Raw genomic sequence first — 26121 nt, 5'->3', positions numbered from 1 at the left:
GTGAATGAGAGACTATATTTACGGCCCTGGGCTAGGGGTGCGTAACGGATCTTAAGGCGAACACGATGGCGGACGACGCGGGTATCATCAATCAGGTCTTGACCGAGACCTCGTTCCTCTACGGAGCCAATGCGGCTTTCGTCGAGGATCTCTACGCCCGGTGGGCGGAGAACCCCGCTTCGGTCGAGCCCTCTTGGGCCGCGTTCTTCGCCACGCTCTCGGACCAGGCCGACCAGGTCAAGCGCGCCGCGCAGGACCCGGCCTGGACGCCCCGGCAGGCGCCGGCCGTCCGCCCCGAATGGCTTTCGGCCATCGACGGCCTGTGGCCGACCGTGGCCCCCGCCGTCGAAGCCAAGATGACCAAGGCCATCGAGGCCAAGGCCCCCGGCTCCTCCGCCGAAGCCGTCCGCGCCGCCACGCTGGACAGCCTGCGCGCCATCATGATGATCCGGGCCTACCGGATGCGCGGCCACCTCGCCGCCAACCTCGACCCGCTGGGCCTGGAGCCCAAGGCCTCGGCCCCCGAGCTCGACCCCTCGACCTACGGCTTCTCGGAAGCCGACTACGACCGTCCGATCTTCCTCGACTTCGTGCTGGGCCTCGAGACCTCGACGATCCGCGAGATCCTGTCGATCCTGCGCCGCACCTACTGCGACAATGTCGGCGTGCAGTACATGCACATCTCCGACCCGGCCGAGAAGGCCTGGCTGCAGGAGCGCATCGAGGGTCGCGACAAGGAGATCGTGTTCTCCAAGGAGGGCAAGGTCGCCATCCTCAAGAAGCTGATCGAGGCCGAGGGCTTCGAACGCTTCCTGCACAAGCGCTTCCCCGGCACCAAGCGTTTTGGCCTCGACGGCGCCGAAGCCTGCATTCCGGCGCTGGAGCAGATCATCAAGCGCGGCGGCGCCCTGGGCGTGAAGGACATCGTCCTGGGCATGCCGCACCGCGGCCGCCTCAACGTGCTGGCCGCCGTGATGGGCAAGCCCTACCACGTGATCTTCCACGAGTTCCAAGGCGGCTCGAGCCTGCCGTCGGACGTCGAGGGTTCGGGCGACGTCAAGTATCACATGGGCGCCTCGTCGGACCGTGAGTTCGACGACAACAAGGTCCACCTGTCGCTGACCGCCAACCCGTCGCACCTGGAAATCGTCAACCCGGTGGTGATCGGCAAGGCCCGCGCCAAGCAGGCCTTCACCCTGCGCGAACAGCCCGACGCCGGTCGCGGCCACGTGCTGCCGCTGCTGCTGCACGGCGACGCGGCCTTCGCCGGCCAGGGCGTGGTGGCCGAGTGCTTCACCCTGTCGGGCCTGAAGGGCTACCGCACGGGCGGCACCGTCCACTTCATCGTCAACAACCAGATCGGCTTCACGACCAACCCGCGCTACTCGCGCAGCTCGCCCTATCCCTCGGACGTGGCGCTGATGGTCGAAGCCCCGATCTTCCACGTCAACGGCGACGACCCCGAGGCCGTGGTCTTCGCGGCCAAGGTCTCGACCGAATATCGCCAGATGTTCGGCAAGGACGTGGTCATCGACATGTTCTGCTACCGCCGGTTCGGTCACAACGAAGGTGACGACCCGACGATGACCCAGCCCTTGATGTACGCCAAGATCAAGGACCACATCTCGACCCGCGAGATCTACGGCCGCCGGCTGATCGCCGAGGGCGTGGCCTCGCAAGCCGAGGTCGACGGTTGGGTGACCGAGTTCGAGACCTTCCTCGACAAGGAATTCGACGCCGGCAAGGCCTACAAGGCCAACAAGGCCGACTGGCTGGACGGCAAGTGGAAGGGCCTGGCCCTGCCCGGCGACGAAGAGCGCAAGGGCAAGACCGACGTCGCCAAGACCAAGCTGCTGGAGATCGGCCGCCAGATCACCACGATCCCCGAGCGCCTGAACGCCCACAAGACCGTCAAGCGCGTCATCGACAACCGTCGCGAGGCGATCGAGAAGGGCGAGAACATCGACTGGGGCACGGCCGAACACCTGGCCTTCGCCACCCTGCTCGACGAGGGCTTCCCCGTCCGCCTGTCCGGCCAGGACAGCGTGCGCGGCACCTTCACCCAGCGCCATTCCGACATCATCGACCAGACGACCGAAGAGCACTACACGCCGCTCAACAACATCCGCCCCGGCCAGGCCCACTACGAGGTCATCGACTCGGCCCTGTCGGAAGAGGCGGTGCTGGGCTTCGAGTACGGCTTCTCGCTGGCCGACCCCAACACCATGACCCTGTGGGAAGGCCAGTTCGGCGACTTCGTGAACGGCGCCCAGGTGGTCATCGACCAGTTCATCAGCTCGGGCGAACGTAAGTGGCTGCGGATGAGCGGCCTGACCATGCTGCTGCCGCACGGCTACGAAGGCCAGGGCCCCGAGCACAGCTCGGCCCGCCTGGAACGCTTCCTGCAGTCGTGCGCCGAGGACAACATGCAGGTGGTCAACTGCACCACCCCGGCCAACTACTTCCACGCCCTGCGTCGCCAGATGCACCGCGAGTTCCGCAAGCCCTTGATCGTCATGACGCCCAAGAGCCTGCTGCGTCACAAGAAGGCGGTCTCCAACCTGGCCGACATGGCCGAGGGCTCCAGCTTCCACCGCGTGATGATCGACGGGGCCGAGGCCGGCTGCGACGTCGGCGGGATCAAGCTGAAGAGCGACGACAAGATCACCCGCGTCATCGCCTGCTCGGGCAAGGTCTATTTCGACCTGATCGACGCCCGGGCCAAGGCCGGCCGCGACGACGTCTACATCGTGCGCCTGGAGCAGTTCTATCCGTGGCCGCTGAAGTCGGTGCTGGGCGTGCTCGGCCGCTTCAAGAACGCCGAACTGGTCTGGTGCCAGGAAGAGCCCAAGAACATGGGCGGCTGGACCTTCGTCGATCCGTGGCTCGAGCTCAGCCTCGACCGCCTGGACGTCAAGGCCAAGCGCGCCCGCTACGTGGGTCGTCCCGCCTCGGCCTCGACGGCCGCCGGCATGATGAGCCGCCACCTGAAGGAACTCGAAAACTTCCTCACCGAAGCTTTCGCCTGACCACCTAAACCCCGCCGCCCTCATCCCGGGCTTGTCGAAGGACGAGGGCGGGCCAAGACTACGAACCGAACCCAGAAGAGACATCGGAACCCCACATGGCCGACATCATGACCCCCGCCCTCGGCGAATCCGTCACCGAAGCGACGGTGGCGCGCTGGACCAAGAAGGCCGGGGAGGCGGTGAAGAAGGACGAACTGCTCGTCGAACTGGAAACCGACAAGGTCAGCCTTGAAGTCGTGGCTCCGGCCGACGGCGTCCTGGCGTCGATCAGCGCCGAGGAAGGCGCGACCGTGGTTCCCGGGACCGTGCTGGGCGTGGTGACCGAAGGCGGCGTCGCGACCGCCGCGACCGCCGCCGCCGCGCCCAAGGCCGCCGCCCCGACGCCGGCTCCCACGCCCGCCCCGGCGCCTGTCGCCGCCGCCGCTCCGGTGACCGCCGCTCCGGTCAGCCCGGCCCCGGCTCGTATCGCCGCCGAGAACAACCTCGACCTGTCGGCCGTCGCCGGCACCGGCAAGGACGGCCGGGTGACCAAGGGCGACGCCCTGGCCGCCCTGGAAGCCCGCGCCAACGCCCCGGCCCCCGTCGCCGCTCCGGCCGCGCCGCGCGCCATCCACGAGCGCGAAGAGCGGGTGAAGATGACGCGCCTGCGTCAGACGATCGCCCGCCGCCTGAAGGAAGCCCAGAACAACGCCGCCATGCTGACGACCTTCAACGAGGTCGACATGACGGCGGTGATGGCCCTGCGCGGCCAGTACAAGGACATCTTCGAGAAGAAGCACGGCGTGAAGCTGGGCTTCATGAGCTTCTTCACCAAGGCCGTCGTGGCCGCCCTGAAGGCCGTGCCGGACGTCAACGCCGAGATCGACGGGACCGACATCGTCTACAAGAACCACTACGACATCGGCGTCGCCGTCGGCACCGAGAAGGGCCTGGTGGTTCCAGTCGTCCGCGACGCCGACCAGCTGAGCCTGGCCGAGATCGAAAAGGGCATCGGCGCCTTGGGCAAGAAGGCCCGCGACGGCCAGCTGGCCATCGAGGACATGCAGGGCGGCACCTTCACCATCACCAACGGCGGCATCTACGGCTCGCTGATGTCGACCCCGATCCTCAACGCGCCGCAGTCGGGCATCCTGGGCATGCACGCGATCAAGGAGCGGGCCATGGTCGTCAACGGCAAGATCGAGATCCGGCCGATGATGTACCTGGCGCTGAGCTACGACCACCGGGTGGTCGACGGCCAGGGCGCCGTGACCTTCCTGGTGAAGGTCAAGGAAGCCCTGGAAGACCCGCAGCGTCTGCTGCTGGAGCTGTAGTCGCTTCGAGAGGCTGGGCGAATTGGGGAAGGGGCCGCGTGAGCGGTCCCTTTTCTGTTGCGGCGCAGTGTTGAAGACGCGCGGCTTCTGATGTATCTATGTTGTGTAGATACGTGAGGTCGTCATGACCAAACTCGACGTCCAGCCTGCCCGCGCCAAGTTGTTCACGCACGGCGGCAGCCAGGCTGTGCGATTGCCCAAGGCGTTCCGGTTCGAGGGGACGGAGGTTTCCGTGCGGCGTGAAGGCGACGCGGTGATCCTGGAGCCGGTTGTCGCCAAACCACCCCGCACCCAGGCCGATCTTGACGCCATGTGGGCGCGTATCGACGCGCGAGGCGGTGGCGATTTCCCCGATCGCGAACAGCCCTCGGAACAAGAACGTGATTTCGGCTGGTGACTCTGGCGTTCGACACCAACGTCTTCGTGGACCTCATTCAGGGACGGAAGCCGATCATTCGCCGGCGTCGGGACAAGGTCATTCTGGCCCGCGAGACCGTGGTCGCGTCGCTGATTGTCTATCATGAACTGCAATTCGGCGTGGCGGCCAGCCGCGATCCCGCCGGTGAGGCGTTGAATGTCGCGGATGTCCTCGAGGGCGTCGCCATCGAGCCCTTGAGCGAGGAAGACGTGATCGTCGCGGCCCGGGTTCGAGCCGTGCTCAAGCGCCAGGGCGCGTCGATTGGGCCCTATGATGGCCTGATCGCCGGCCAGGCGCTGGCGCGCGGCTGGACATTGGTGACCTCGAACGTCCGGGAATTCTCGCGGGTGGAGGGCCTGGATGTCCAGGACTGGAGTCAACCATGACCGCCCCCCGCGACCGGCTCTTCCTTCTCCGCCCGGACTGGACCGACCAGGATCGCACATGGTTCTGCATGGCCTGCGCGGCCGTGGAGGGGTTCCTCGGCTACTATCCGGCCGTGCGCGCCCAGCTGGAGATCGCCTATCTGCCCTATGAGCGCCCGCGCCAGCCGGTGGCCGACCTGCTGGGCGAGGCGCACCAGAACCTGCCGACCCTGATCCTGGCCGCGCCCTTCGCGCACCCGGACCTGCGGGAGGATGACGTCCGCGAGGCCAACGGCCGGCTGTTCGCCACCAACGAAGGCCCGATCACCCGCTATCTGGCCGCCCGGTACGGGGTCTCGCCACCGCATCCTTGAACTTCGCGCGCGTTCGGGCAGTCTCGCGGCAGGAGGCGTCGATGAGCCTGACCGAGATCGCCCGTTTCGCGGACCTGACCGAAGCCCAGATCGCCGCCTCGCGCCTGCGGGCCGAGGGCGTGTCGGTGCTGCTGCAGAACGAGTACTGGGGGACCAGCGACTTCATCATGAGCATCGCCATGGGCGGTTTTCGCCTGTGGACCCCGGCCAGCGAGGCCGAGGAGGCCCGCCTGCTGATCGCCGAGCTGCGCGGCGCCGCGCCGCCGCTGGACCCTGAGGATGACGACCCCGTCGCGCCTCCCGACGCCCCGGCCGCCCAGGTGGCGCGCACCGGCGTGGCCCTGTTCCTGGCCATGACCTTCGGCGGCGTGGCCGGTTTCCTGGTGGCGGGACCGCGCCGGCCGCGGGGCGGTCATCACGCCGTCCTGGCCGGGGTCGCCATGGCGCTGGCGACGCTTTGCGGCGTCGTCGGCCTGCTGCTGGTCGGCGCCTGGCTCAGCGTCGGATTGCGCTGAGCCGGACCCTTGCCGTGATGGCGACCACCGAGGCGCTGATCGCGTGGGCCGAATTGCGCAAGACGCCGTTGAAATAGACCTTTAGCGCTCTGTGGGTTGATCCTTGGGACAGAGGCGCTAGGAAGTACGCGCGCGCGCCAGCCCCTTGGGAAACCGGGAGCAGGCCCCATTTTCTGTCCGGCGCCATTCGCGGCGCGTCTCAAGGCGAAGATCCATGGCTCAATACGACGTCGTCATCATCGGGGGCGGCCCCGGCGGCTACAACGGCGCGATCCGCGCCGGACAACTGGGTCTGAAGACCGCCATCGTCGAGGGACGCGGCAAGCTGGGCGGCACTTGCCTGAACGTCGGCTGCATGCCGTCCAAGGCCCTGCTGCACGCTTCGGAGATGTACGAGGCCGCGACCGGCGGCGAGTTCGCCAAGCTGGGCATCGAGGTCAAGCCGAAGCTGAACCTGGTCCAGATGATGGCCCAGAAGGCCGAGAGCGTCGAAGCCCTGACCAAGGGCGTCGAGTTCCTGATGAAGAAGAACAAGGTCGACTACATCAAGGGCTGGGGCCGCATCGACGGACCCGGCAAGGTCGTGGTCAAGGCCGAGGACGGTAGCGAAACCGTGCTCGAGACCAAGAACATCGTCATCGCCACCGGCTCGGAGCCCACCCCGCTGCCGGGCGTGACCATCGACAACCAGCGCATCGTCGACTCGACCGGCGCGCTGAGCCTGCCGGAAGTTCCCAAGAGCCTGATCGTCATCGGGGCCGGCGTCATCGGCCTGGAGCTGGGTTCGGTGTGGAAGCGCCTGGGCGCCGAGGTGACCGTGGTCGAATTCCTCGACCGCATCCTGCCGGGCACCGACACGGAAGTCGCCAACGCCTTCCAGAAGATCCTCGCCAAGCAGGGCTTCAAGTTCAAGCTGGGGGCCAAGGTCACCGGCGCGACCGCCTCCGCCAAGCAGGTGGAGCTGACCGTCGAGCCGGTGGCCGGCGGCGCGGCCGAGACCCTGCAGGCCGACTATGTGCTGGTGGCCATCGGTCGTCGTCCGTTCACGGAAGGCCTGGGCCTGGAAAGCGTCGGGATCGTGCCGGACAAGCGCGGCGTGATCGCCAACGACCACTTCAAGACGACGGCTCCCGGCGTCTGGGTGGTCGGCGACGTCACCAGCGGCCCGATGCTGGCCCACAAGGCCGAGGACGAGGCCGTGGCCTGCATGGAACTGATCGCCGGCAAGGCCGGTCACGTGAACTACGGCATCATCCCGGGCGTCATCTACACCAGCCCGGAAGTCGCCACGGTCGGCCAGACCGAGGACGATCTGAAGGCCGCGGGCGTCGCCTACAAGGTCGGCAAGTTCCCGTTCCTGGCCAACAGCCGCGCCAAGATCAACCACGAGACCGACGGCTTTGTGAAGGTGCTGGCCGACGCCAAGACCGACCGCATCCTGGGCGCCCACGCCGTCGGCCCGAACGTCGGCGACATGATCGCCGAGATCTGCGTGGCCATGGAGTTCGGCGGCTCGTCGGAAGACGTGGCCCGCACCTGCCACCCGCACCCGACCCGCTCGGAAGCCTTCCGCCAGGCGGCGATGGGCGTCGAGGGCTGGACGATGCAGGCCTAGCCTGTCCAAGAGTTAACGGGCGTTCGCGCTCGACCAAGCGTAGAGTGGCGGGGTTTCGGCAACGGAGCCCCGCCATGCTTTTGTCCGCCCTGCTGCTGGCCGCCGCCGTCCAGGCCACGCCGCCGCCGTCGCCAGGCCAGATCCTGGCGCGAGGCGGACGGGTCACGGTCTACGCCTCGAAGGACCAGGCCCTTCAGGCGATGAAGGTGGAGAAGGCCTGCCGGGAATCAGGCCTGCAACTGGCCGAACACCCCGCGCCTGACGCCGCTCCCAAGGTCAAACGGCTGGGCGACCTGCCGCCGGCCAACCACACCCTGACCGTGCTGCGCAGCGTCGACGGCTGCCCGGTGTCGTCGACCATCCGCTACAACGTCGATCGGCCCGTCGGACCGCCGCGGTAGCACCCCGCCCAACGCCAGATTGCACCCGTCCGGGCGCACTGCTAACGGTCAAGCTTGGCCGCGACGAAGCGCGACGCATCGGGGGACGCATCTTGAAACGATTTCTCGCCCTGGCCGGGGGCGCGGCGCTGGCCCTGGCGTCGAGCGCGGCCATAGCCACGCCGGTGGAACTGCCCTGGGCGCGGGTGACCTACATCTCCGGCGGCTGGACGGCGCCCCACGTGCGGGTTCAGACGACCGCCGCCTTTTCCAACCCGGCGGCATGTTCGATGACCGACGGCTACATCGTCGAGGCCAGCCTGCAGGGCGCGCAGTTGTTCTCCTCGATGCTGCTGACGGCGTTCTCGACCGGCCGGGAGGTCCAGCTGGTGGTGGACGGCTGCATCCTCGAACGCCCGCGGGTCATTGGCGTCACCCTGAGGACCTCATGAGCGTCGCGCGCGAATGTGCGGGCGGGGCGCTCGCGGCGGCGATGTTCCTGGCGGCGGGCGCGGCCCAGGCGACGCCGGCCGAAAGCTCCTGGATGCGGGTGAACGCCTTGGTCGGCGGATGGACCTCGGCCGGGCTGCGGATCCAGACCGGCGGGACCTTCTTCAATCCGGAAGCCTGCGCGATTCAGGACGGTTACTTCCTTGATCCGAGCCTGCCCGCGGCTTCGCTGTTCTGGTCGATGCTGCTGACGGCCCAGAGCATGGGCGTCGATGTCCAGCTGACGGTGGACGGCTGCATCTATTCGCGCCCCAAGATCATCGGTGTCGCGCTGAGGCGCTGAACGGCCCAATAAAAAGTCCCGCCGGGGGCGCCCGGCGGGACTTCGATAGTCCTCGAGGGGAGGAGACGCCCTCCGATATGCGAGAGCGGTAGGCTACTGAACCTTAGAATTCTTCCCAGTCGTCCGAAACCGGCCTGGCCGAGCCGGCGAAGGCCGCGAGCTTGGCCTGGGCCGCGCGCACCGGGTTGGCGCCGGGACGGCTGGTCGTGGTGGCTGGAGCCGGACCCGAGGCGCGCGGCGCCGGCCGGTACGGGGGAGGCGCGGCGCGACGGGTCGGCGCGCGCGCCACCTGGGCGCCGTTGACCTGGAAGCGGCCGATCATCTGCATCAGGCTGTTGGCCTCGCCCTTCAGGGCATGGCTGGCGGCGGTCGATTGCTCGACCATCGCCGCATTCTGCTGGACCGTCTGGTCCATCTGGTTGACGGCGGCATTGACCTCGTTGAGCCCGGTGGCCTGCTCGGCGCCGCCGGCGGCGATCTCGCTGACCAGGGCGTCGATTTCGCTGACCTTGCCGACGATGGCCTGCAGGGCCTCGCCGGTCTGGCCGACCATCGACACGCCCTGGCCGACCTGCTGCGAGGAGGTCGAGATCAGGGTCTTGATCTCCTTGGCGGCGTCGGCCGAGCGTTGGGCCAGGGCCCGCACTTCTTGCGCCACGACCGCGAAGCCACGGCCGGCGTCACCGGCGCGCGCCGCTTCGACGCCGGCGTTCAGGGCCAGCAGGTTGGTCTGGAAGGCGATCTCGTCGATGACGCCGATGATCTGGCTGATCGACTGCGAGGACTTCTCGATCTGGTTCATGGCGTCGACCGCGCCGCGCACCACCACGGCCGAGCGTTCGGCGTCGGTGCGGGTCGAGGTGACGACGCGCGAGGCTTCCACCGCGCCGGCCGACGAACGCTTCACCGTGGCGGTGATCTCGTCCAGGGCGGCGGCGGTCTCTTCCAGGCTGGCGGCCTGCTGCTCGCTGCGGCGCGACAGGTCGTCGGCGGCCGCGGCGATCTCGTCGCTGCCGGCCCCGATGCTGTTGGCGGCCTGGACGATGGTGCGCATCGCCTCTTCCATCTGGGCGATGGCGCCGTTGAAATCGCTCTGCAGGCGCTGGTAGGCCTGCGGGAACTCGGCGTCGACGCGATAGGTCAGGTCGCCCTCGGCCAGGCGAGTCAGGCCGGTGGCGATGTTCTCCATGACGAAGGCCTGTTCGTGGGCGGCGGCCTCGGCGGCCTGCTGGTTGCGCTGGCGTTCGGCTTCGGTCTCGGCGGTGGCGCGTTGCTGGGCGGCTTCGGCGGTGCGCAGGGCCAGGGCGTTGTCCTTGAACACCTGGACCGAGCGGGCCATGGCGCCGACCTCGTCCTTGCGCTGCGCGCCGACCACCTGAACGTCCACCGAACCCTGGGCCAGCACTTCCATGGTGCGCGACAGGTTGATGAGCGGGGCCGAGATCTTCGAGCGGCCGATCCACAGGGCGAAGACCATGGCGGCGGCGGAGGCGACCAGGCCGAAGACGATGCTCATCAGGGAACCGGTCGCCGACTGCTTGGCGGCCTTGGCCACCATGGCGCGGGTCTGTTCGCTGTGGGTGTTGGTGTAGGTGGAGACGTCCTTGCTCAGGCTGGCGATGTCGGGGTCGATGACGCCCATCACCATCTTGGCGGCGTCGTTGGCGTCCTGCAGGCCCAGGTCCGCGCCCTGGCGGGCGCTGGAATAGATCCGGTCCAGGCGCACCTGGAAGTCGGCGACCATCTTGGCGGCGGCCGGGTCGGTCTGCTTGATCCTGCCGAGGGCGATCTTGCCCTCCTGGTAGGCGCTGTCGATCTCGGCGCTGGCCGCCTTGGCCTCGGTCGAGGTGGAGGGGTTGGCGATCGTGCGATAGGCCGCGTAGCCGATGGTCGTGACGCGGCGGTTGAAGCGCGAGCCTTCGAGCTCGGACGGGGCGCGTTGTTCGACGAGCACCTTGGTGGCGGCTTCCGACACCCTGGCCTGCCAGGCGCCGACGCCGGTGATGGCCAGGGCCACGATCGTCAGGATGATGGCCGGCAGGGCCACCTTGGTGGAGATCTTCAGATCGTCGAATTTCATCGCAAACCCCATGTCCGGACGACCCAACAAACAGGGTGGGTTCCGGTCCGGGCTCCAGAAGCCGTGAACGCTGTAAAAACGCCGTTAATCCCAGGACCTTGGCGGAACGCGCGCGACGGAATGTCACGCAATTGGCCGCGCGGCGCCTCCATACTGCGCGCTTTGATGGCAATGATGTCGACTCCTCAACCTTGACGGAGCAATGTCGAGGCGCGAGAAACAGCCAAGGGGCGGCCGCGCATGGGGGGACGGACATGACCAACGCCAAGCGACCCAACATCCTGCTGATCACCTGCGACCAGTACCGTTTCCCGCGGTTCTCCTACGGTCCGGACGCCGGCTTCGCCGAGGCGCTGAAGCGCGTCCTGGGCTTCCAGCGCGAGGAGGAGGGCGTCGTCAATCCCTACGCCAAGTACTTTCCCGGCCTGACGGCCCTGCGCGACAACGCCGCGCTGCTGCGCAACCACACCATCGCCGCCAGCGCCTGCACGCCCAGCCGGGCGACGATCTATACGGGCCAGTACGGAACCAAGACCGGGGTCACCCAGACCGACGGCCTGTTCAAGAGCGGGGACTCGCACAACTTCCCGTGGCTGGCGGCCGACGGTATCCCGACGCTGGGTACGTGGATGCGCGAGGCCGGCTACTCGACCCACTATTTCGGCAAGTGGCACGTCAGCAATCCGCCGGACCATTCGCTGCAGGCCTACGGCTTCGACGACTGGGAAGAGTCGTTCCCCGAGCCGCACGGGGCGGCGATCAACAATCTGGGCGTCTATCGCGACGCCGGCTTCACCGACCAGGCCTGCGCCTTCATCCGCCGCCAGGCCCTGGCCCTGAACTACAACTACGCGGTCGCCGTCGCCCAGGTCGACGATCCCTACGCCACCGGGCCCGACCCGACCGACACCCCGCCGTGGTTCGCGGTGGCCTCGTTCACCAACCCGCATGACATCGCCACCTATCCGGCGGTGATCGCCCAGGCCCTGCCGACCCCGGACGACTCGGGAACCCAGTCGATCTTCGGTCCGCTGACCGTACCGCTGGCGGGCCAGAAGGCGCCGGCCCCGACCGCCGGCACGGCCCAGATCGCGCTCAATCCCCAGGGCTTCCCGCAGGACTGCGCCAAGGCCTCGCCGACCCAGAACGAAGACCTGTCGAGCAAGCCCAGCTGCCAGTTCGACTATTCCTACAAGGTCGGTTTGGCCCTCAACGCCAAGACCGGCTTCAACATGGTCCTGGGCCTTCAGAACAGGTTCCCCAAGGTTCCCGAGGACGAGGCCAAGGCCAAGGAGAAGGCCGTCAAGCTGGCGCTGAAGGGCACGATCCCGTTCCAGCTGAGCGACGACCCGGCCGGGACGACCCTGGAGTTCCTGCAGCTCTACGGCTGGCTCCATTCGGTGGTCGACACCCACGTGGCGGCGGTGCTGAACACGCTGGAGGAAACCGGCCAGGCCGACAACACCATCGTCGTCTTCCTGGCCGACCACGGCGAATATGCCGGGGCCCACGGCATGATGATGGAGAAGTGGCACACCGCCTATCAGGAGGCGCTGCACGTGCCGGTGATCGTCCGCTTCCCGCCGCCCGAAAGCGCCGGCGGGGCTGGACCCGTCGAGCCGGCCTTCGTGGAGACGCGCCAGATCGACGCCCTGACCAGCCACATCGACATCCTGCCGACGATCCTGGGTCTGGCCGGGGTGGCCAAGAAAGAGCGCGAGGCGATCGCCGCCAAGCTGGCCGTGGAACGCGACGCGCCGCCGTTGCCCGGCGTCGATCTGGCTCCCCTGCTGCGGGGCGAGACCGACACCGTGATCGAGCCGGACGGCCGCGAGCGCCAGGGCGTGCTGTTCATCACCGACGACGAGATCACCGCGCCCCTGCCGCGACCGACGATCCCCGACCTGAACAATGAGAAGTGCGAGCGGGAGTTCGAGATCTACAACATGGTGGTCGAGGTGGTGCGGACCACCAACGAAGGCCGCCCCTCGGTCGATCTCACGCCAAGCTCGGTGCGCCAGCCCAATCACGTCCGCTGCGTGCGGACCAAGGACTTCAAGCTCAGCCGCTATTTCGACCCGTCCAGGCCAGAGCCCCGGTTCCAGGAATGGGAAATGTACGACCTGAACCTCGATCCCAACGAGGCGATCAACCTGGTGCAGGTGGCGGTGAGTCCACCGACGGCCCGCACGGACCTGCCGTCGCCGTTCGTCACGGCCGAGGTGCAGGCCCATGCGGATCGGCTGGCGACGTTGCTGGCGGAGCTGGAGGCACGGGACCTGTAGGACGACGCACGCCATTGAAACCCGCCGCCGACGCCCGATAGTCTCGCCGCGGATCATGGGGAGGCGACATGAAGTTGCTCAAGAATGTTTTCGCGCCGCGCACCGCCGGCTACGACGTGCTGCGACTCGCCGTGTGCCTGCTGCTCAGCGTTCACGGCTGGTATCGCTTCTACGAGGGCAGCCTGCCGGTCCTGGCCGGCATTCTCGAGGCCCGGGGCTTTCCGTTCGCCCTGGTCCTGGTCTGGCTGGTGAACCTGGCCGAGACCGGCGGGACGCTGCTGTTGGCCCTGCGTATTCTCCCCGTGCCGATCTCGCTGATCCTGGCCGGCATTTATGCGACCGGCATCGTGCTGTTCCATTGGAGCGAGGGTTTCTTCGTGGTCGGGCCGGGCACGGCGGGCTGGGAGTACAGCGCGCTGCTGATCGTCTGCCTGCTGATCACCGCGGCGGTCAACCTGCCGAGGATGAAGTCTCGGTAGGGGCGCCTCCTTTAAGCCGCTCATCCCGGCGAATGCCGGGATGAGCGGAGTTTTGGGTTTTAAGCCCGGGGGTGCGCCTTGCCGTAGGCCGCCAACAGGCCGGCCGCATCGACCTGGGTGTAGCGCTGTGTCGTCGACAGCGAGGCGTGGCCCAGCAGGTCCTGGATCGCGCGCAGGTCGGCGCCGGCCCCCAGCAGGTGGGTGGCGAACGAGTGGCGCAGGGCGTGGGGCGTGGCGCGGTCCGACAGGCCCAGCCGGCCGCGCAGGATCTGCATGGTGGCCTGGACGTGGCGCGGCGACAGCGGCCCGCCGCGCTTGGCCCGGAACAGCGGCTCGTCCGGGGCCAGCGCGAAGGGCAGGGCGGTCACATAGGCGTCGATCCGCTCACGCACGATGTCGAGTACAGGCGTGATCCGAGTCTTGCCGCCCTTGCCGGTGATCCGCAGGCTGTCGGCCAGGGGCGCGTCGCGGCGGACCAGCGACAGGGCCTCGGAGATCCGCAGGCCGCAGCCCCACAGCAGGGTCAGCACCGCCTCGTCGCGGGCCACTTCCCAGTCGTCACGGTCGGGGTCGAGGCCGATCTCGGCGATCAGGCCGTGGGCCTGGTCCTCGGTCACCGGACGTGGCGCCCCGACCTTGATGCGCGGCCCGCGCACCAGGCCGATGGCGGCGTTAGGGGCGCCCAGCCGGTGGTCGAGATAGCGATGGAAGGCCCGGATCGACGACAGGCTCTGCGACAGCGAACGGGGCGATAGGCCCTCCTTGCCATGGGAAGTTTCGCCCTCCCGGCGGAAGGCCAGATAGGCGCGCAGCTCGGCGGCGGTGATCTCGCCCAGGTCGGCGACCGACAGGGCCTCGCCGCGATGGCGCTCCAGGAAGTTCAGATAGGCCAGGGTGTTGTCGCCATAGGCTCGCACGGTACGGGGCGAGGCGCGACGCTCGTTGGCCAGGTGGTCCAGCCAGGCGGCGAGGGCCTGGCGGGCGCCCGCCGGTTTCGAGGTCACAGAACCGGCCAACGCTCGGCCGTGCGCTCGACCACCCGGGCCAGGAACGACACCAGTTCGGTTCCCATGTCGGCGGTGAAGCCTTCGGGGTCGGCCGAGCCGAAGGCCAGCAGGCCCTGGCGCGAGGGCTCCCACAGGGCCAGGCGGACCAGGGCCATGCTCTTGATCTGGTCCAGCTTGTCGCCGAACAGGCCCAGGGCGGGGGCGTGGAAGCCCATGCGGGCGACGCCGTGATCGCCCATGATCATCTCGATCTGGCCGTCGATCAGGGCGTGCCAGCCGGCCGGGACGCGGCCGGGGCCTTCCAGCACGACGACGCCGGCCGCCAGGCCGAAGCGCAGGGCGGCCATGTCGTCGACCCGGCGGGCCAGGTCGGAATGGTTGCGGGCGTCGAGCAGGTCGATCACCGCCGCGTGGGTCTGGGCCTGGGCCGAGAAGTTGGCGCGGGCCGTCGCCTCGATCTCGCGGCGGACGATCGCCTCGCGCTGATGAGCGGCCGAGGCGCGGGCCAGGGCCAGGGGCCCGAAATCGACGACATTGCTAGCGTCGGGCCGCAGGCCCAGGTCGCTGAGCAGGTCGGGATCCTGGTGCAGGAAGGTCGGCGCGGCCCGCAGGAAATCGCGGACGGCGTCGGCGTCGACCTCTTGGCGCAGCATGGCTTGTGTCGCGTCGGTCATGATCTGCCTACTCCATTCACACGCGATCCCCATGTCGATCACAGGCGGGGTCAGTTCCGATGAAGCCCCAAGTCGGTTAACAGCCGCTTGATGACGCGGCGACGCGCCGTCTCGACCTGGGGACGTTTCCGAGGCAGAACCGGTCTCTCCCCATGTTTGGTCCCATGCCCCGCATCGCCTCCGTCCTGCTGCCCATGCCGCTGCCCGAGGCCTTCGACTATGCCGAGCCCGAGGGGCTGGGCCTGGCGGTCGGCGACCACGTCACGGTGCCGCTGGGCCCGCGCGTGATTCGCGGGGTGGTCACCGCCTTGCGCGACGGGACCGGCGGCAACCGGCCCCTGAAGCCGGTGCTGGAACGGGTGGACGACCCGCCGCTGCCGCCCGGCGTCCTGACCTTCATCGACTGGGCGGCGCGCTATTCGGTCGATATCCCCGGCTGGCCCCTGGCCATGGCCCTGCGCGGCCTGCGCCATCCGCCGGCCAAGCCCGACAAGGCCCTGGCCCTGACCGGAACCCAGCCGGCGCGGATGACGCCAGCGCGGCTGAAGGTGCTGGCCGCCGCTGAACAGGGTCCGATGGCTTCGAGCGCCCTGGCCATGGCGGCGGGTGTCTCGTCGGGCGTGGTCAAGGGTCTGGTCGACGAGGGCGCCCTGGCCGCGATCTGGATCGAGCCCGACACCAGCTTCCCGCAGCCCGACCTGTCGCTGCCCGCCCAGATCCTCAATCCCAGCCAGCGGGCCTCGGCCGACGTACTGGGCGAGATGCTGGCGGCCGGCGGCTTCCAGGCGGCGCTGCTCGACGGGGTGACCGGCTCGGGCAAGACCGAGGTCTATCTGGAGGCCGTGGCCGCCGCCCTGGCCGCCGATGCGCACAGCCAGGTGCTGATCCTGCTGCCCGAGATCGCCCTGACCCAGGCGGTGATCGCCCGCTTCGAGCAGCGGTTCGGCGTCGCCCCGGTCGAGTGGCACTCGGGGGTCTCGCCGCCGAAACGCCGCCGGGCCTGGGAGGGCGTGGCCACCGGCCAGGCCCGGATCGTGGTCGGGGCCCGTTCGGCCCTGTTCCTGCCGTTCAGGAGCTTGCGCCTGGTGGTGGTCGACGAAGAGCACGACGGATCGTTCAAGCAGGAGGAGGGCTTCATCTACCAGGCCCGCGACCTGGCCGTGGCCCGCGCCAAGATCGAGGGGGCGCTGGTGGTGCTGGCCTCGGCGACGCCATCGCTGGAGAGCCTGTGGAACGCCCAGCAGGGCCGCTACCGCTGGCTGCGGTTGAGCGCCCGCCACGGGGCGGCGCAATTGCCCGACATCGACCTGATCGACATGCGCGAGACCCCGCCCGAACCCGGTCGCTGGCTGTCGCCACCACTGGTCAAGGCGGTGTCGGTGGCCCTGGCGCGAGGGGAGCAGAGCCTGCTGTTCCTCAACCGCCGGGGCTATGCGCCGCTGGTGCTGTGCCGGGCCTGTGGCGAGAAGATGAAGTCGCCTGACACCGACAGCTGGCTGGTCGAGCACCGCTATACCGGCCGGCTGGTCTGCCACCTGACGGGCTTCTCGATGAAGAAGCCCGAGGCCTGCCCGCATTGCGGGGCCAAGGACAGCCTGGTGTCGATCGGTCCGGGCGTCGAGCGGGTGGAGGAGGAGGCGCGCCACCTGTTCCCCGACGCGCGGATCGCGGTGTTCTCGTCCGACACGGTGATGGACGCGGCCGGGGCGCGGGCCCTGGTCGACAGCATGGCGGCCGGCGAGATCGACATTCTCGTCGCCACCCAGGCCGCCGCCAAGGGCCACAACTTCCCCAACCTCACCCTGGTGGGGGTGGTCGACGCCGACCTCAGCCTGAGGGGCGGCGACCTGCGGGCTGGCGAGCGGACCTTCCAGCTGCTGGCCCAGGCGGCCGGCCGGGCGGGGCGTCATGAGAAGCCGGGCCGGGCGCTGCTGCAGACCTACGCCCCCGAGCACGGCGTGCTGCAAGCCCTCAAGGCCCAGGACCGCGACGCCTTCGTCGAGGCCGAGATGGCCATGCGCCAGGAGGCCGGCCTGCCGCCGTTCGGTCGGCTGGCGGCGGTGATCGCCTCGGGACCGGACGCGGCCGCGCTGGAGGCCTATTGCCAGGCCCTGGCGGCCGCGACGCCCAACGCCGACGGGGTGGAGGTGTTCGGCCCGGCCGACGCGCCCCTGGCCCTGGTGCGCGGACGGCGCCGCAAGCGGTTCCTGGTCCGCGCCGACCGCACGGTGGACCTGCAAGGCTTCCTGGCCGCCTGGCGGGCCCGGGCCAAGGTCCCGAACTCCGTGCGGGTGGTGTTCGACGTGGACCCGTACAGTTTCCTCTAAAGGAATCGCTCTCTCTTGGAGAGAGGGAGGGGCCCGCCGCGAAGCGGTGGGAGGGTGAGAGGTTACACTCTTTCAGGACAAGGCTCTGACGAAGACGCCAGTCGCCTCCACGGTGGAAGCGTGGCTCCATCTCTCCAAAGCGCTCAGCGGACCGGTCTGGGATTTACCGGCGAGCGGTGAAACCTCTCACCCTCCCACCGCCTGCGGCGGTGGGCCCCTCCCTCTCTCAAAGAGAGAGGGATTCTCTAGGCCGGTTCCTTCTCCAGCGCCGGCGCGCCGGCCGGCTGGCGCGAGCGCAGTGGCAGTTCGGGGATGAACAGGATCACCACCAGCCCCGCCCCGATCACCGCCAGCCCCGCCAGGAACACCCCGGTGATGGCGTGGGTCAGGGCCAGGCTCAGGGTCGGGTCGGCGGCGTGGTGGGCGCCGCTGGCGGTGGCCTTCAGCGCCATGCCTTGCAGCGCGCCGAGGTCGGCGCCTTGGCCCAGGCTGGCCAGCCGGTGGGTCAGCAGGGCGCCGAACAGCGCCACCCCGATCGTCGAGCCGATCTGGCGGAAGAACTGGTTGGAGCTGGTGGCCACGCCGATGTCGCGCGGCTCGACGGCGTTCTGGGCGGCCAGGCCGAACAGGCTCTGGCCGGGGCCCAGGCCCAGGCCGACGATCGCCATCCGCCAGCACAGGTCGGGCAGGGTAGTGTGGACGCTCACCCGGCTGAGCAGCCAGACCCCGACCATCAGCAGCCCCGCGCCGGTGATCATCAGCGGCTTGTAGCGCCCGACGCGGCTGACCAGCTGGCCGGCGATGGTGCTGGAGACGATCAACCCGCCCATCAGCGGCAGGATCGCCAAGCCGCTGGTGGTGGCGTCCACCCCCATGCCCAGTTGCATGTAGAGCGGCAGGAACGTGACCACGCCCAGGAAGGCCATGGAGATCAGGAAGCCGGCCAGGTTGGCGGTGGTGAAGACGCGGTTGCGGAACAGGGCCAGCGGCACGATCGGGTTGCTGACCTTGCGCTCGGCCAGGATGAACAGCACCAGGGCGACCGCCGCTCCGGCGAACAGGCCCAGGCTCCGGGGCGAACTCCAGGCGAAGCTGTGGCCGCCCAGGCTCAGCGCCAGCAGCAGCGGCACGAAGGCGGCGACCAGCAGGGCGGCGCCCAGATAGTCCACCGAGCCGAAGCGCCGATGTTCCAGGGCCGGCATCTTCACCAGGATCATGAACAGCGACAGCACGGACAGCGGCAGGTTGACGTAGAACACCCAGCGCCAGCCAGCCACCAGGTGGCCGGCGATGTGGACCGTGCCGTGGTCGGTGAAATAGCCGCCGATCAACGGGCCCAGCACGCTGGCCAGGCCGAACACCGAGCCGAAGATGCCGGCGAACTTGCCCCGCTCGCGCGGCGGATAGAGGTCGGCGATGATCGCGAAGGCGGTGGTGAACAGCGCGCCGCCGCCGATGCCTTGCAGGGCCCGGAACACGATCAGCTGCACCATGCCGCCCATGCCCAGCACGGTCCCGAACTCGCCCGACAGGCCCGACAGCCACGAGCCGGCCAGGAAGATGCCGATGCCCCAGAGCAGCACCGGCTTGCGGCCATAGATGTCGCCCAGCTTGCCCCAGATCGGCACCATCACCGTCGAGGTCAGCAGGTAGGCGGTCGTCACCCAGGCATAGAGCGTCAGGCCGTTCAGCTCGGCGATGATCCGCGGCATGGCCGTGGAGACCACCGTCTGGTCCAGGGCGCTGAGCAGGAAGACGATCATCAGCGCGCCGAGCGTGAGCCGGCGCTCGGTGTCGGTGAAGGTCTGGGTGGTGGTCATGGGCAACCTGTCAGCGCGAACCGGGCGGCCTTGGCCTAAACGGCTTGAGGTCCTCGAACAAGTCGGGGCCATCGAATGGCGGTCGGCAGGCCGAGGCGCCGTCCCTCCCCCTCGTGGGGAGGGTGGCCCCGAAGGGGTCGGGTGGGGGAGCCGCCGCAATGACTCCCTGCACCGGCCCCCACCCGTCGGCTTCGCCGCCACCCTCCCCGCAAGGGGGAGGGACGAGCGCAGGAGGGCCTAGTGCCCCTTCTTCGCGCCCTTCTTGCGTGACAGCATGTTCAGGCCCTCGACCCCGGCCGAAAAGGCCATGGCGGCGTAGATGTAGCCCTTGGGCACATGGACGCCGAAGCCCTCGGCGATCAGCACCGCGCCGATCATCAGCAGGAAGCCCAGGGCCAGCATGACCACGGTCGGGTTGTCGTTGATGAAGTTGCCCAGCGGGTCGGCGGCCACCAGCATCAGGCCGACGGCGACGATCACGGCGATGATCATGATCGGCAGGTGATCGGTCATGCCGACGGCGGTCAGGATCGAGTCGATCGAGAACACGATGTCCAGCAGGATGATCTGGAAGATCGCGCTGCCGACGTTGGAAATCGCCTTGGTCTTGATGTCGGGGGCGATGTCGCCGGCGTTGGGATCGACGCTATGGTGGATTTCCTTGGTGGCCTTCCAGATCAGGAACAGGCCGCCGGCGATCAGGATCAGGTCGCGCCACGAGAAGGCGGTCTCGAAGGTCGGCTCGCCATGCGACAGCGGTCCGGCGATCCCCAGGTCAAACACCGGGTGCACCAGGCCGACGATGAAGGCGATGGTCGACAGCAGGACCAGCCGCATGATCAGGGCCAGCGAGATGCCGATGCGGCGCACCCGCTGGCGGTGTTCGGGCGGCAGTTTGTTCGAGAGGATGGAAATGAACACCAGGTTGTCGATGCCGAGCACGACTTCCATGACGATCAGGGTGACCAGGGCGGCCCATGCGGCAGGGTCCGCGGCGAGGTGAAGGAGTTCGTTCATCGTCCCGTTCTAAGGTTGCGGTCTGGAATACGCGTCATCGCCTACCCCTCCGTAGGCGCCGTTCATGCAAGGGAACGCGACGGAAGCCCCCAGGCTTCGCCAAACTGGAATGCGACATATGCCCGACGCCGCCAATATCAAGCCCCTGACCGCGCTTAGGTTCTTCGCGGCCTTCTGGGTGGTGCTCTACCATTATTGGCCCAACCTGTCGGCGGCGGCCCCGCCGGCCATGATCGCCAAGGGCTATCTGGGCGTCGAGGCGTTCTTCACCCTGTCGGGCTTCATCCTCTGCCACGTCTATCTGCAGGGCTTTGGCCAGGGGAAGTTCCGCTATGGCGGCTTCCTGTGGAACCGGCTGGCGCGGGTCTATCCGCTGCACCTGGTCACCCTGGCCGGGGTGGGGCTGATGGCCGCCGCCGCCGGCCTGGCGGGTATCGCGGTCGACCACAACATGCTGGCCTGGGACGCCCTGCCGGCCAACCTGCTGCTGGTCCAGGCCTGGGGCTTCGCGCCGGTCGCGGGCTGGAACCATCCGTCGTGGTCAATCTCGGCCGAGTGGTTCGCCTATCTGTGCTTCCCGGCCTTCGCCTATGTCGCCTGGCGGCTGCGCGACCTGCCGTGGGCAGCCGTCGGCCTGGCCCTGGCGCTGATCGCCGCGCTCTATCCGGCCTTCCAGGCCTTGAGCGGCTTTCCCTTGACCGAGGCCACCATCCGCTGGGGCTTCCTGCGCATCGTGCCGTGCTTCGCCTATGGCTGCGCCCTGCACGCCCTGTGGCGTTCGGGCGCCGTGACCGGGCGCTTCTCGGGGGCGGGCGCCTGTCTGGCGGGCGCCGCCGTGCTGCTGGCTGTGCACTTCCGCGCCCCCGACCCGGTCATCGTCATGACCCTGGGCGGGTTGATCGTCATGCTGGCGGCCATGGCCGCGGCGGGGTCGCGCTTCGCGACTCAGCCCCCGCTCGTGTATCTGGGCGAGATCAGCTACTCGACCTACATGATCTGCATTCCGTGGAAGATCCTGGCGGTCAATGCCGTGGCCAAGCTTCTGAACATCGAGGGTGAACAACTGCCGCCCTATGCTTGGCTGGCGGTGGTCCTGGCGCTAGTTCCGCTGTCGGCGATGTCCTACCACATCATCGAAAAGCCGGCCCGCGAACGCATGAAGTCTTGGGCGAAGGGCTGGCGGGAGCGGCGCCCTGCCACGGCCGGCGCCGGATAAACAGACTTTTCATATCTGTCTGTCAGGGTTATCCCTTAGCCCAGTGACGCGGGGGAGTACCCACAGCATGACGAAACGGACGAGGACCCTCTGGGGATCCCTGTGCGCTGCCGCCATGATCAGCCTTGTGCCGATGTCCGGCGCGGTGGCTGACGGCTATTGGCAGTGTGTTCCGTTCGCGCGTCTGATGTCGGGCATCCAGATCTTCGGCGACGCCCGCACGTGGTGGGGCCAGGCCGTCGGCAAGTACGACGTGGGCTTCGTGCCGCGCTCCGGCGCCGTGCTGTGCTTCAAGCCGACCGGTCGCATGAACCTCGGCCACGTCGCCTTCGTCAGCCAGGTCCTGACCGATCGCGTCATCCAGGTCACCCACGCCAACTGGTCGGTGATGAACGGCGCCCGAGGCCAGGTCGAGAAGGACGTCACCGTCGTCGACGTCTCGCCGGCCGGCGACTGGAGCGAGGTGAAGGTCTGGTACGACCCGATTCGCGACCTCGGCACGACCGTCTATCCGACCCACGGCTTCATCTACCAGAACGCCCAGGCCACCACGATCGCCGCGGCGACGTCGAAAATGGCCCTGGCCCAGAACGCCGCCGTGTCGCTGGCCAAGTCGGCCGCCAACCAGGTCGCCGCCTCGGTGCGCGCCAGCTCGCCGCTGGACATGATCAACCAGGCCGCCGATTCGACCGACCGCATCGCCGCCCTGATCGCGGCTTCGCAGTCGCCCGAAGCCGACAAGCCGCAACCCGCGCGTTGACGACGGGCGCGCGCTGGGCCATGCCCCAGTCTTGAGGGCGTGAACAAGGCCATATTCCCATGCTGAGAGTGCTGCGTCACGGCGCGCCGGGCTTCGACCTCGTCGGTCTGAGCGCCGACTGGCGTCTGCCCGACGACGCGGTGTGGATCGAGCTGGTCGACCCGACCCGCGCCGAGGAGGTGGCGGTCGAGAAGTCGATCGGCCTGCTGCTGCCCACTCGCGAGGAAATGGCCGAGATCGAGGCGTCCTCGCGCCTCTACCAGGAGGACGGCGGCACGTTCATGACCGCCACGGTGCTGGTCAACGCCGACGGCGACCTGCCCACCGCCGCCCCGGTGACCTTCGTGCTGACCGGCGACAGGCTGGTGACCATCCGCTATGTCGAACCCAAGGCGTTCAAGGTGTTCGCCGCCCAGGCCGAGCGCCAGCCCAGCCTGTGCCCCGGCGGCGCCCAGACGTTCCTGGGCCTGCTCGACGCCATCGTCGACCGCACCGCCGACATCATCGAGCGCACGGCCGGCGAGGTCGAGACCCAGTCGCGGGTGATCTTCAGCCGGCCGCGCGGCGCGGCGTTCGAAGCCATCCTCAATCGGCTGGGCCGAGCCCAGAACATCAACGCCAAGGCTCGTGACAGCCTGATCAGCCTGGCCCGCCTGCTGAGCTTCGCGGTGTTGGCCGAACAGTTCACCGGCGACAAGGAACTGCGCGACCACCTGAAGTCGTTGCAGCGCGACGTGCAGTCTATCACCGACCACTCCGGTTTCCTGTCCGGCAACATCACCTTCCTGCTCGATGCGGCCCTGGGCCTGATCAACATCGAGCAGAACTCGATCTTCAAGATCTTCTCGGTGTTCTCGGTGATGTTCCTGCCGCCGACCCTGGTGGCGGGGATTTACGGCATGAACTTCGAGCACATGCCGGAGCTGCGCTGGCTGCACGGCTATCCGTTCGCCATCGGACTGATGCTGGTCGCCGCGCTGGGGCCGCTGATGTGGTTCAGGCGTCGTGGATGGCTTTGATTCTTTGGAGAAACTGACGGGGAAATTGAACGTTTCCTTAAAGTTGAGACGTCAGGCTCCCGGCAAAACGAGCTCGCCTTCATGCCCGCCGCCTCTTCCGCCCAGCAGACCCTGATCCGTCATCTCCCGCCGCGCGCCCTGAAAGCCGCGGTCGAGGCGCATGGGCGCTACCTCAAGGGCTTGCCGGGCGGGACCCGCGCCAACCTCTCCTATGTCGATCTCGACAACGTCAATCTGGAGGGCGTCGACCTTTCGGAGGCCGACCTGACGGGCGCGCGCCTGTCCGGGGCCCTGCTGTCGGGCGCCCGGCTGAACCGGGCCACGCTCTACGGCGCCGACCTGCGCGACGCCGACCTGCGCGGGGCCCAACTGGCCCGCTGCGACATGCGCGGCGCCTGCCTGCGCGGCGCCAACCTTTCCGGCGCCGATCTGTCGGGCTGCGATCTGCGCGAGGGCGTCACCGCCACCCAGGACGCGGTCGAGGGCTTCAAGATCCTGGCTCATCGGGCCCGCCGGGGCGAACTGGATTACGCCGTGGCGCGCGGCGCCAAGCTGGCCGGGGCCCAGATGGGCGCGGGCTTCGCCCAGGCCGCCGACCTGACCGACGCCGACCTGACCGGGGTCAGCCTGCAGGGCGCCCGGCTGAACCGAGCGACGCTGAACGGCGCCGACCTTTCCAGGGCCAACCTCTACAACGCCGACCTGACCGGGGCCTCGCTGCGCCGGGCCGTGCTGGTCGGAGCCGACGTGGTCGGGGCCAGTTTCGAAGGCGCCGACCTGGCCGAGGTGCTGCGCGCCCCGCCGCCGCTGATCTATGTCGACGACGCGCCGCTGCACGAGATCCTCGAAGCCCACGAGCTCTATGTGACCTCGGAGGGTCGCGACGGGACGGCCGCCAGGATTCCGTCGGTGGATTTCCGGCCGCTCAGGCGGCTGAAGGGGCGTCGGCTCAGCGGCCTGTCGGCCCCCGGCGCGATCCTGTTCGGCATGGACCTGCAAGGCGTCCAGTTGCAGGGCGCCAACCTGGCCGACGCCGACCTGCGCGGCGTCAATCTGCGCGGCGCCGACCTGCGTGGGGCGCGCCTGATCGGGGCGCACCTGTCGCGGGCCGACCTGAGCGGGGCCAAGCTGGGTCCGCTGACCATCGTCCAGGGTCGCGTGCTGCGCACCGATCTCAGCCGGGCGACCCTGCGCGGCGCCGACCTGACCGGAGCCAGCGCCCGCCGGGTCCGCCTGATCGACGCCGACCTGACCCACTGCAAGCTGGACGGTTGCGACCTGACCAGCGCGGAACTGCCGGAGGGGTTTGGAGGGGCGGGATCGGCATCCGGGCCCGAGGGGGGTGGCCTGGGCGCGCTTGCCGGGCTAACTCCCTGACATGGCAAGAACCAAGCAAAGCCCTGAGTTTGAGATCGAGGTCGGTGGAGAGCCTTTTGTCTGGCGGCTTCATCGCCAGCCCGGGTGGTCCAGCGACTCCACGGAGCGGCACGGCATGGCGATCGCCGTGCGTCACAAGGAGGCGCAGCGCGAAGCCGTGGTGGAGTTTCCACCGGGCCCGCAGCCCAAGTACGGCGCGCCGCAATTGAAGCCCTCGCAGATCGCTCCGGAACTGGTGGCCAAAGCCATCACCTCCGCCATCGCGGCGGGATGGGACCCGCTGTCCCGAGGCAAGACGGTCGCTATCGTCGTGGATGCGAGCGGCGGCTGACGCCGTTGGGATTGAAGGTCCGCTCCTGGCGCGAAGCGGACCTCCTGACCCCTACATCCGCTTTCGCAGCGGCACGAGGTCCGGATAGACCGGCTCGCGGCCCTGGGCCTTGGCCTGGAAGGCCTCCATCATGTGCGGCGGCGAGAACATGCCGGTCTGCCAGGTGGCGATGTAGTCCAGGGCGTCGCGGATCGTGTGGTCGCGGGCGTAGTTGATCATCACCTTGCTGCCGGCCACCGCCAGGGGCGACTTGCTGGCGATCTCGCGGGCGGTCTCCAGGGCGTGGGCGACCACGGCCTCGTGACTGTCGAACACCTCGTTGACCAGGCCGAGCTCGCGGGCCCGGGCGGCCGACAGCCGGCGGCCGGTATAGGCCAGCTCGCGCACCCAGCCCTCGGGCAACAGCTTGCACAGCCGCGGGAAGGTGCCGACGTCGGCGGTCATGCCGATGTTGATCTCGTGGATGGTGAAGAACGCATCGCTGCTGGCGTAGCGGATGTCGCAGGCGCTGGTGAAGTCCACCGCCCCGCCGATGCAGCCGCCCTGGATGGCGACGATCACCGGCATCCGCGCCTCGTCCAGGCAAGTGAAGGTGTCCTGCAGGTGATGCACGTGGCGACGGAAGCTTTCGGCGGCCACATAGCGGTCGGCCGGCTCGCCGCCGGTGACGCCCTCGCCGTCGGTGAACACCGACAGGTCCATGCCGGCGCAGAAGTGCTTGCCGGTCGAGGAGATGACGATGCAGCGGGCCCGGGCGTTGTCGTCGATGTCGCGGATGATGGCCGGCAGCTCGTTCCAGAACGCCCGGGTCATGGTGTTCAGGGCCTCGGGGCGTTTCAACCGCAGATGCGCGACACCCGCCTCGATCTCCACGTCGAAGCAGCTATAGTCCGGCTTGTCCTGCACGCTCATATGTCTCTCCCTTAT

24 protein-coding genes are annotated in these 26121 nt (G+C 68.6%); 18 read left to right on the top strand and 6 right to left on the bottom strand.

Annotated features, from left to right (window positions below; all coding sequences use genetic code 11):
- Positions 1-65: 65 nt before the first annotated feature.
- From ASD79_RS11335 to ASD79_RS11290, 10 genes are all read left to right on the top strand, one after another.
- Positions 66-3029 (top strand): 2-oxoglutarate dehydrogenase E1 component, encoded by a 2964-nt coding sequence (locus ASD79_RS11335; RefSeq protein WP_056721570.1) that lies wholly within the window; start codon positions 66-68, stop codon positions 3027-3029.
- A 95-nt stretch (positions 3030-3124) separates the two neighbouring features.
- On the top strand, positions 3125-4342 hold the full coding sequence (gene odhB, locus ASD79_RS11330; RefSeq protein ID WP_056721568.1) for a 2-oxoglutarate dehydrogenase complex dihydrolipoyllysine-residue succinyltransferase: 1218 nt from the start codon (positions 3125-3127) through the stop codon (positions 4340-4342).
- 124 nt (positions 4343-4466) lie between these two features.
- Complete coding sequence (locus ASD79_RS11325; RefSeq protein WP_056721565.1) at positions 4467-4739, top strand: antitoxin; 273 nt, start codon at positions 4467-4469, stop codon at positions 4737-4739.
- Positions 4736-5146: a type II toxin-antitoxin system VapC family toxin gene (locus tag ASD79_RS11320; protein ID WP_056721564.1), complete on the top strand. Its 411-nt coding sequence runs from the start codon at positions 4736-4738 to the stop codon at positions 5144-5146. Before ASD79_RS11325 ends, ASD79_RS11320 begins: the two co-directional genes overlap by 4 nt.
- The gene (locus tag ASD79_RS11315; RefSeq protein ID WP_056721562.1) at positions 5143-5499 is read left to right on the top strand and encodes a DUF3088 family protein; all 357 of its coding nucleotides are present in this window, start codon (positions 5143-5145) and stop codon (positions 5497-5499) included. The genes ASD79_RS11320 and ASD79_RS11315 overlap by 4 nt, the downstream gene beginning before the upstream one ends.
- A 41-nt stretch (positions 5500-5540) precedes the next feature.
- Positions 5541-6014, top strand: a complete 474-nt coding sequence (locus tag ASD79_RS11310) for a DUF2007 domain-containing protein (RefSeq protein ID WP_056721559.1) — start codon at positions 5541-5543, stop codon at positions 6012-6014.
- A 214-nt stretch (positions 6015-6228) separates the two neighbouring features.
- Positions 6229-7629 (top strand): dihydrolipoyl dehydrogenase, encoded by a 1401-nt coding sequence (gene lpdA / locus ASD79_RS11305; RefSeq protein ID WP_056721557.1) that lies wholly within the window; start codon positions 6229-6231, stop codon positions 7627-7629.
- A 74-nt stretch (positions 7630-7703) separates the two neighbouring features.
- Positions 7704-8030, top strand: coding sequence for a hypothetical protein (locus tag ASD79_RS11300; RefSeq protein WP_056721555.1), 327 nt, complete (start codon positions 7704-7706; stop codon positions 8028-8030).
- Between the two features lie 92 nt (positions 8031-8122).
- Positions 8123-8461 carry a hypothetical protein gene (locus ASD79_RS11295; protein WP_056721552.1) on the top strand — a complete coding sequence of 113 codons (339 nt, stop codon included), beginning with the start codon at positions 8123-8125 and terminating at the stop codon, positions 8459-8461.
- Complete coding sequence (locus ASD79_RS11290) at positions 8458-8802, top strand: hypothetical protein (protein ID WP_156400454.1); 345 nt, start codon at positions 8458-8460, stop codon at positions 8800-8802. Before ASD79_RS11295 ends, ASD79_RS11290 begins: the two co-directional genes overlap by 4 nt.
- Before the next feature lie 103 nt (positions 8803-8905).
- Here ASD79_RS11290 and ASD79_RS11285 read toward each other — a convergent pair whose 3' ends face one another.
- Positions 8906-10882, bottom strand: a complete 1977-nt coding sequence (locus ASD79_RS11285; protein ID WP_056721548.1) for a methyl-accepting chemotaxis protein — start codon at positions 10880-10882, stop codon at positions 8906-8908.
- A gap of 254 nt (positions 10883-11136) precedes the next feature.
- On the opposite strand from ASD79_RS11285, the gene ASD79_RS11280 reads away from it, so the two are divergent.
- Both ASD79_RS11280 and ASD79_RS11275 read left to right on the top strand, forming a co-directional pair.
- Positions 11137-13167: a sulfatase-like hydrolase/transferase gene (locus tag ASD79_RS11280; RefSeq protein ID WP_056721547.1), complete on the top strand. Its 2031-nt coding sequence runs from the start codon at positions 11137-11139 to the stop codon at positions 13165-13167.
- 68 nt (positions 13168-13235) lie between these two features.
- Positions 13236-13646 (top strand): DoxX family protein, encoded by a 411-nt coding sequence (locus tag ASD79_RS11275; RefSeq protein ID WP_056721544.1) that lies wholly within the window; start codon positions 13236-13238, stop codon positions 13644-13646.
- A gap of 59 nt (positions 13647-13705) precedes the next feature.
- Here the strand turns inward: ASD79_RS11275 and ASD79_RS11270 are convergent, their stop codons facing one another.
- Both ASD79_RS11270 and ASD79_RS11265 read right to left on the bottom strand, forming a co-directional pair.
- Positions 13706-14650: a tyrosine recombinase XerC gene (locus tag ASD79_RS11270; protein ID WP_056721542.1), complete on the bottom strand. Its 945-nt coding sequence runs from the start codon at positions 14648-14650 to the stop codon at positions 13706-13708.
- Positions 14647-15327, bottom strand: a complete 681-nt coding sequence (locus tag ASD79_RS11265) for a DUF484 family protein (RefSeq protein ID WP_056721540.1) — start codon at positions 15325-15327, stop codon at positions 14647-14649. Before ASD79_RS11265 ends, ASD79_RS11270 begins: the two co-directional genes overlap by 4 nt.
- 164 nt (positions 15328-15491) lie before the next feature.
- Here ASD79_RS11265 and ASD79_RS11260 point away from each other — a divergent pair, with 164 nt between their 5' ends.
- Entirely contained in the window at positions 15492-17654 is a 2163-nt protein-coding gene (locus ASD79_RS11260) for a primosomal protein N' (protein ID WP_056721538.1), read from the top strand.
- A 245-nt stretch (positions 17655-17899) separates the two neighbouring features.
- On the opposite strand, the gene ASD79_RS11255 is transcribed toward ASD79_RS11260, so the two are convergent.
- Both ASD79_RS11255 and ASD79_RS11250 read right to left on the bottom strand, forming a co-directional pair.
- The gene (locus tag ASD79_RS11255; RefSeq protein ID WP_056721537.1) at positions 17900-19474 is read right to left on the bottom strand and encodes an MDR family MFS transporter; all 1575 of its coding nucleotides are present in this window, start codon (positions 19472-19474) and stop codon (positions 17900-17902) included.
- A gap of 237 nt (positions 19475-19711) precedes the next feature.
- Complete coding sequence (locus tag ASD79_RS11250; RefSeq protein WP_056721535.1) at positions 19712-20491, bottom strand: TerC family protein; 780 nt, start codon at positions 20489-20491, stop codon at positions 19712-19714.
- A gap of 118 nt (positions 20492-20609) precedes the next feature.
- Here ASD79_RS11250 and ASD79_RS11245 point away from each other — a divergent pair, with 118 nt between their 5' ends.
- From ASD79_RS11245 to ASD79_RS11225, 5 genes are all read left to right on the top strand, one after another.
- Positions 20610-21707: an acyltransferase gene (locus tag ASD79_RS11245; RefSeq protein ID WP_056721534.1), complete on the top strand. Its 1098-nt coding sequence runs from the start codon at positions 20610-20612 to the stop codon at positions 21705-21707.
- 67 nt (positions 21708-21774) lie between these two features.
- Positions 21775-22467, top strand: a complete 693-nt coding sequence (locus tag ASD79_RS11240) for a CHAP domain-containing protein (RefSeq protein WP_056721532.1) — start codon at positions 21775-21777, stop codon at positions 22465-22467.
- A 59-nt stretch (positions 22468-22526) separates the two neighbouring features.
- The gene (locus ASD79_RS11235; RefSeq protein WP_056721530.1) at positions 22527-23486 is read left to right on the top strand and encodes a magnesium transporter CorA family protein; all 960 of its coding nucleotides are present in this window, start codon (positions 22527-22529) and stop codon (positions 23484-23486) included.
- Positions 23487-23567: 81 nt separating this feature from the next.
- Positions 23568-24863 (top strand): pentapeptide repeat-containing protein, encoded by a 1296-nt coding sequence (locus tag ASD79_RS11230; protein WP_056721529.1) that lies wholly within the window; start codon positions 23568-23570, stop codon positions 24861-24863.
- Between the two features lie 115 nt (positions 24864-24978).
- Entirely contained in the window at positions 24979-25194 is a 216-nt protein-coding gene (locus tag ASD79_RS11225; protein ID WP_235524409.1) for a hypothetical protein, read from the top strand.
- A 51-nt stretch (positions 25195-25245) separates the two neighbouring features.
- Here ASD79_RS11225 and ASD79_RS11220 read toward each other — a convergent pair whose 3' ends face one another.
- A complete protein-coding gene (locus ASD79_RS11220) occupies positions 25246-26106 on the bottom strand; it encodes a crotonase/enoyl-CoA hydratase family protein (RefSeq protein WP_056721525.1) in 861 nt (286 codons plus the stop codon).
- Positions 26107-26121: the final 15 nt, after the last annotated feature.

It is taken from the genome of Caulobacter sp. Root655, from assembly GCF_001427665.1.
GTDB lineage: Bacteria > Pseudomonadota > Alphaproteobacteria > Caulobacterales > Caulobacteraceae > Caulobacter.
The sequence above is the reverse complement of the archived record's forward strand: the minus strand, read 5'-3'. Positions and strand labels throughout refer to the sequence as shown.

Coding starts and splice junctions, on each gene's coding strand:
- ASD79_RS11225 (WP_235524409.1), top strand. CDS start 24,979: ATGGCGATCGCCGTGCGTCACAAGGAGGCGCAGCGCGAAGCCGTGGTG.
- ASD79_RS11310 (WP_056721559.1), top strand. CDS start 5,541: ATGAGCCTGACCGAGATCGCCCGTTTCGCGGACCTGACCGAAGCCCAG.
- ASD79_RS11285 (WP_056721548.1), bottom strand. CDS start 10,882: ATGAAATTCGACGATCTGAAGATCTCCACCAAGGTGGCCCTGCCGGCC.
- ASD79_RS11255 (WP_056721537.1), bottom strand. CDS start 19,474: ATGACCACCACCCAGACCTTCACCGACACCGAGCGCCGGCTCACGCTC.
- ASD79_RS11260 (WP_056721538.1), top strand. CDS start 15,492: ATGCCCCGCATCGCCTCCGTCCTGCTGCCCATGCCGCTGCCCGAGGCC.
- ASD79_RS11235 (WP_056721530.1), top strand. CDS start 22,527: ATGCTGAGAGTGCTGCGTCACGGCGCGCCGGGCTTCGACCTCGTCGGT.
- odhB (WP_056721568.1), top strand. CDS start 3,125: ATGGCCGACATCATGACCCCCGCCCTCGGCGAATCCGTCACCGAAGCG.
- ASD79_RS11240 (WP_056721532.1), top strand. CDS start 21,775: ATGACGAAACGGACGAGGACCCTCTGGGGATCCCTGTGCGCTGCCGCC.
- ASD79_RS11250 (WP_056721535.1), bottom strand. CDS start 20,491: ATGAACGAACTCCTTCACCTCGCCGCGGACCCTGCCGCATGGGCCGCC.
- ASD79_RS11230 (WP_056721529.1), top strand. CDS start 23,568: ATGCCCGCCGCCTCTTCCGCCCAGCAGACCCTGATCCGTCATCTCCCG.
- ASD79_RS11275 (WP_056721544.1), top strand. CDS start 13,236: ATGAAGTTGCTCAAGAATGTTTTCGCGCCGCGCACCGCCGGCTACGAC.
- ASD79_RS11325 (WP_056721565.1), top strand. CDS start 4,467: ATGACCAAACTCGACGTCCAGCCTGCCCGCGCCAAGTTGTTCACGCAC.
- ASD79_RS11300 (WP_056721555.1), top strand. CDS start 7,704: ATGCTTTTGTCCGCCCTGCTGCTGGCCGCCGCCGTCCAGGCCACGCCG.
- ASD79_RS11335 (WP_056721570.1), top strand. CDS start 66: ATGGCGGACGACGCGGGTATCATCAATCAGGTCTTGACCGAGACCTCG.
- ASD79_RS11245 (WP_056721534.1), top strand. CDS start 20,610: ATGCCCGACGCCGCCAATATCAAGCCCCTGACCGCGCTTAGGTTCTTC.
- ASD79_RS11280 (WP_056721547.1), top strand. CDS start 11,137: ATGACCAACGCCAAGCGACCCAACATCCTGCTGATCACCTGCGACCAG.
- lpdA (WP_056721557.1), top strand. CDS start 6,229: ATGGCTCAATACGACGTCGTCATCATCGGGGGCGGCCCCGGCGGCTAC.
- ASD79_RS11315 (WP_056721562.1), top strand. CDS start 5,143: ATGACCGCCCCCCGCGACCGGCTCTTCCTTCTCCGCCCGGACTGGACC.
- ASD79_RS11220 (WP_056721525.1), bottom strand. CDS start 26,106: ATGAGCGTGCAGGACAAGCCGGACTATAGCTGCTTCGACGTGGAGATC.
- ASD79_RS11265 (WP_056721540.1), bottom strand. CDS start 15,327: ATGACCGACGCGACACAAGCCATGCTGCGCCAAGAGGTCGACGCCGAC.
- ASD79_RS11290 (WP_156400454.1), top strand. CDS start 8,458: ATGAGCGTCGCGCGCGAATGTGCGGGCGGGGCGCTCGCGGCGGCGATG.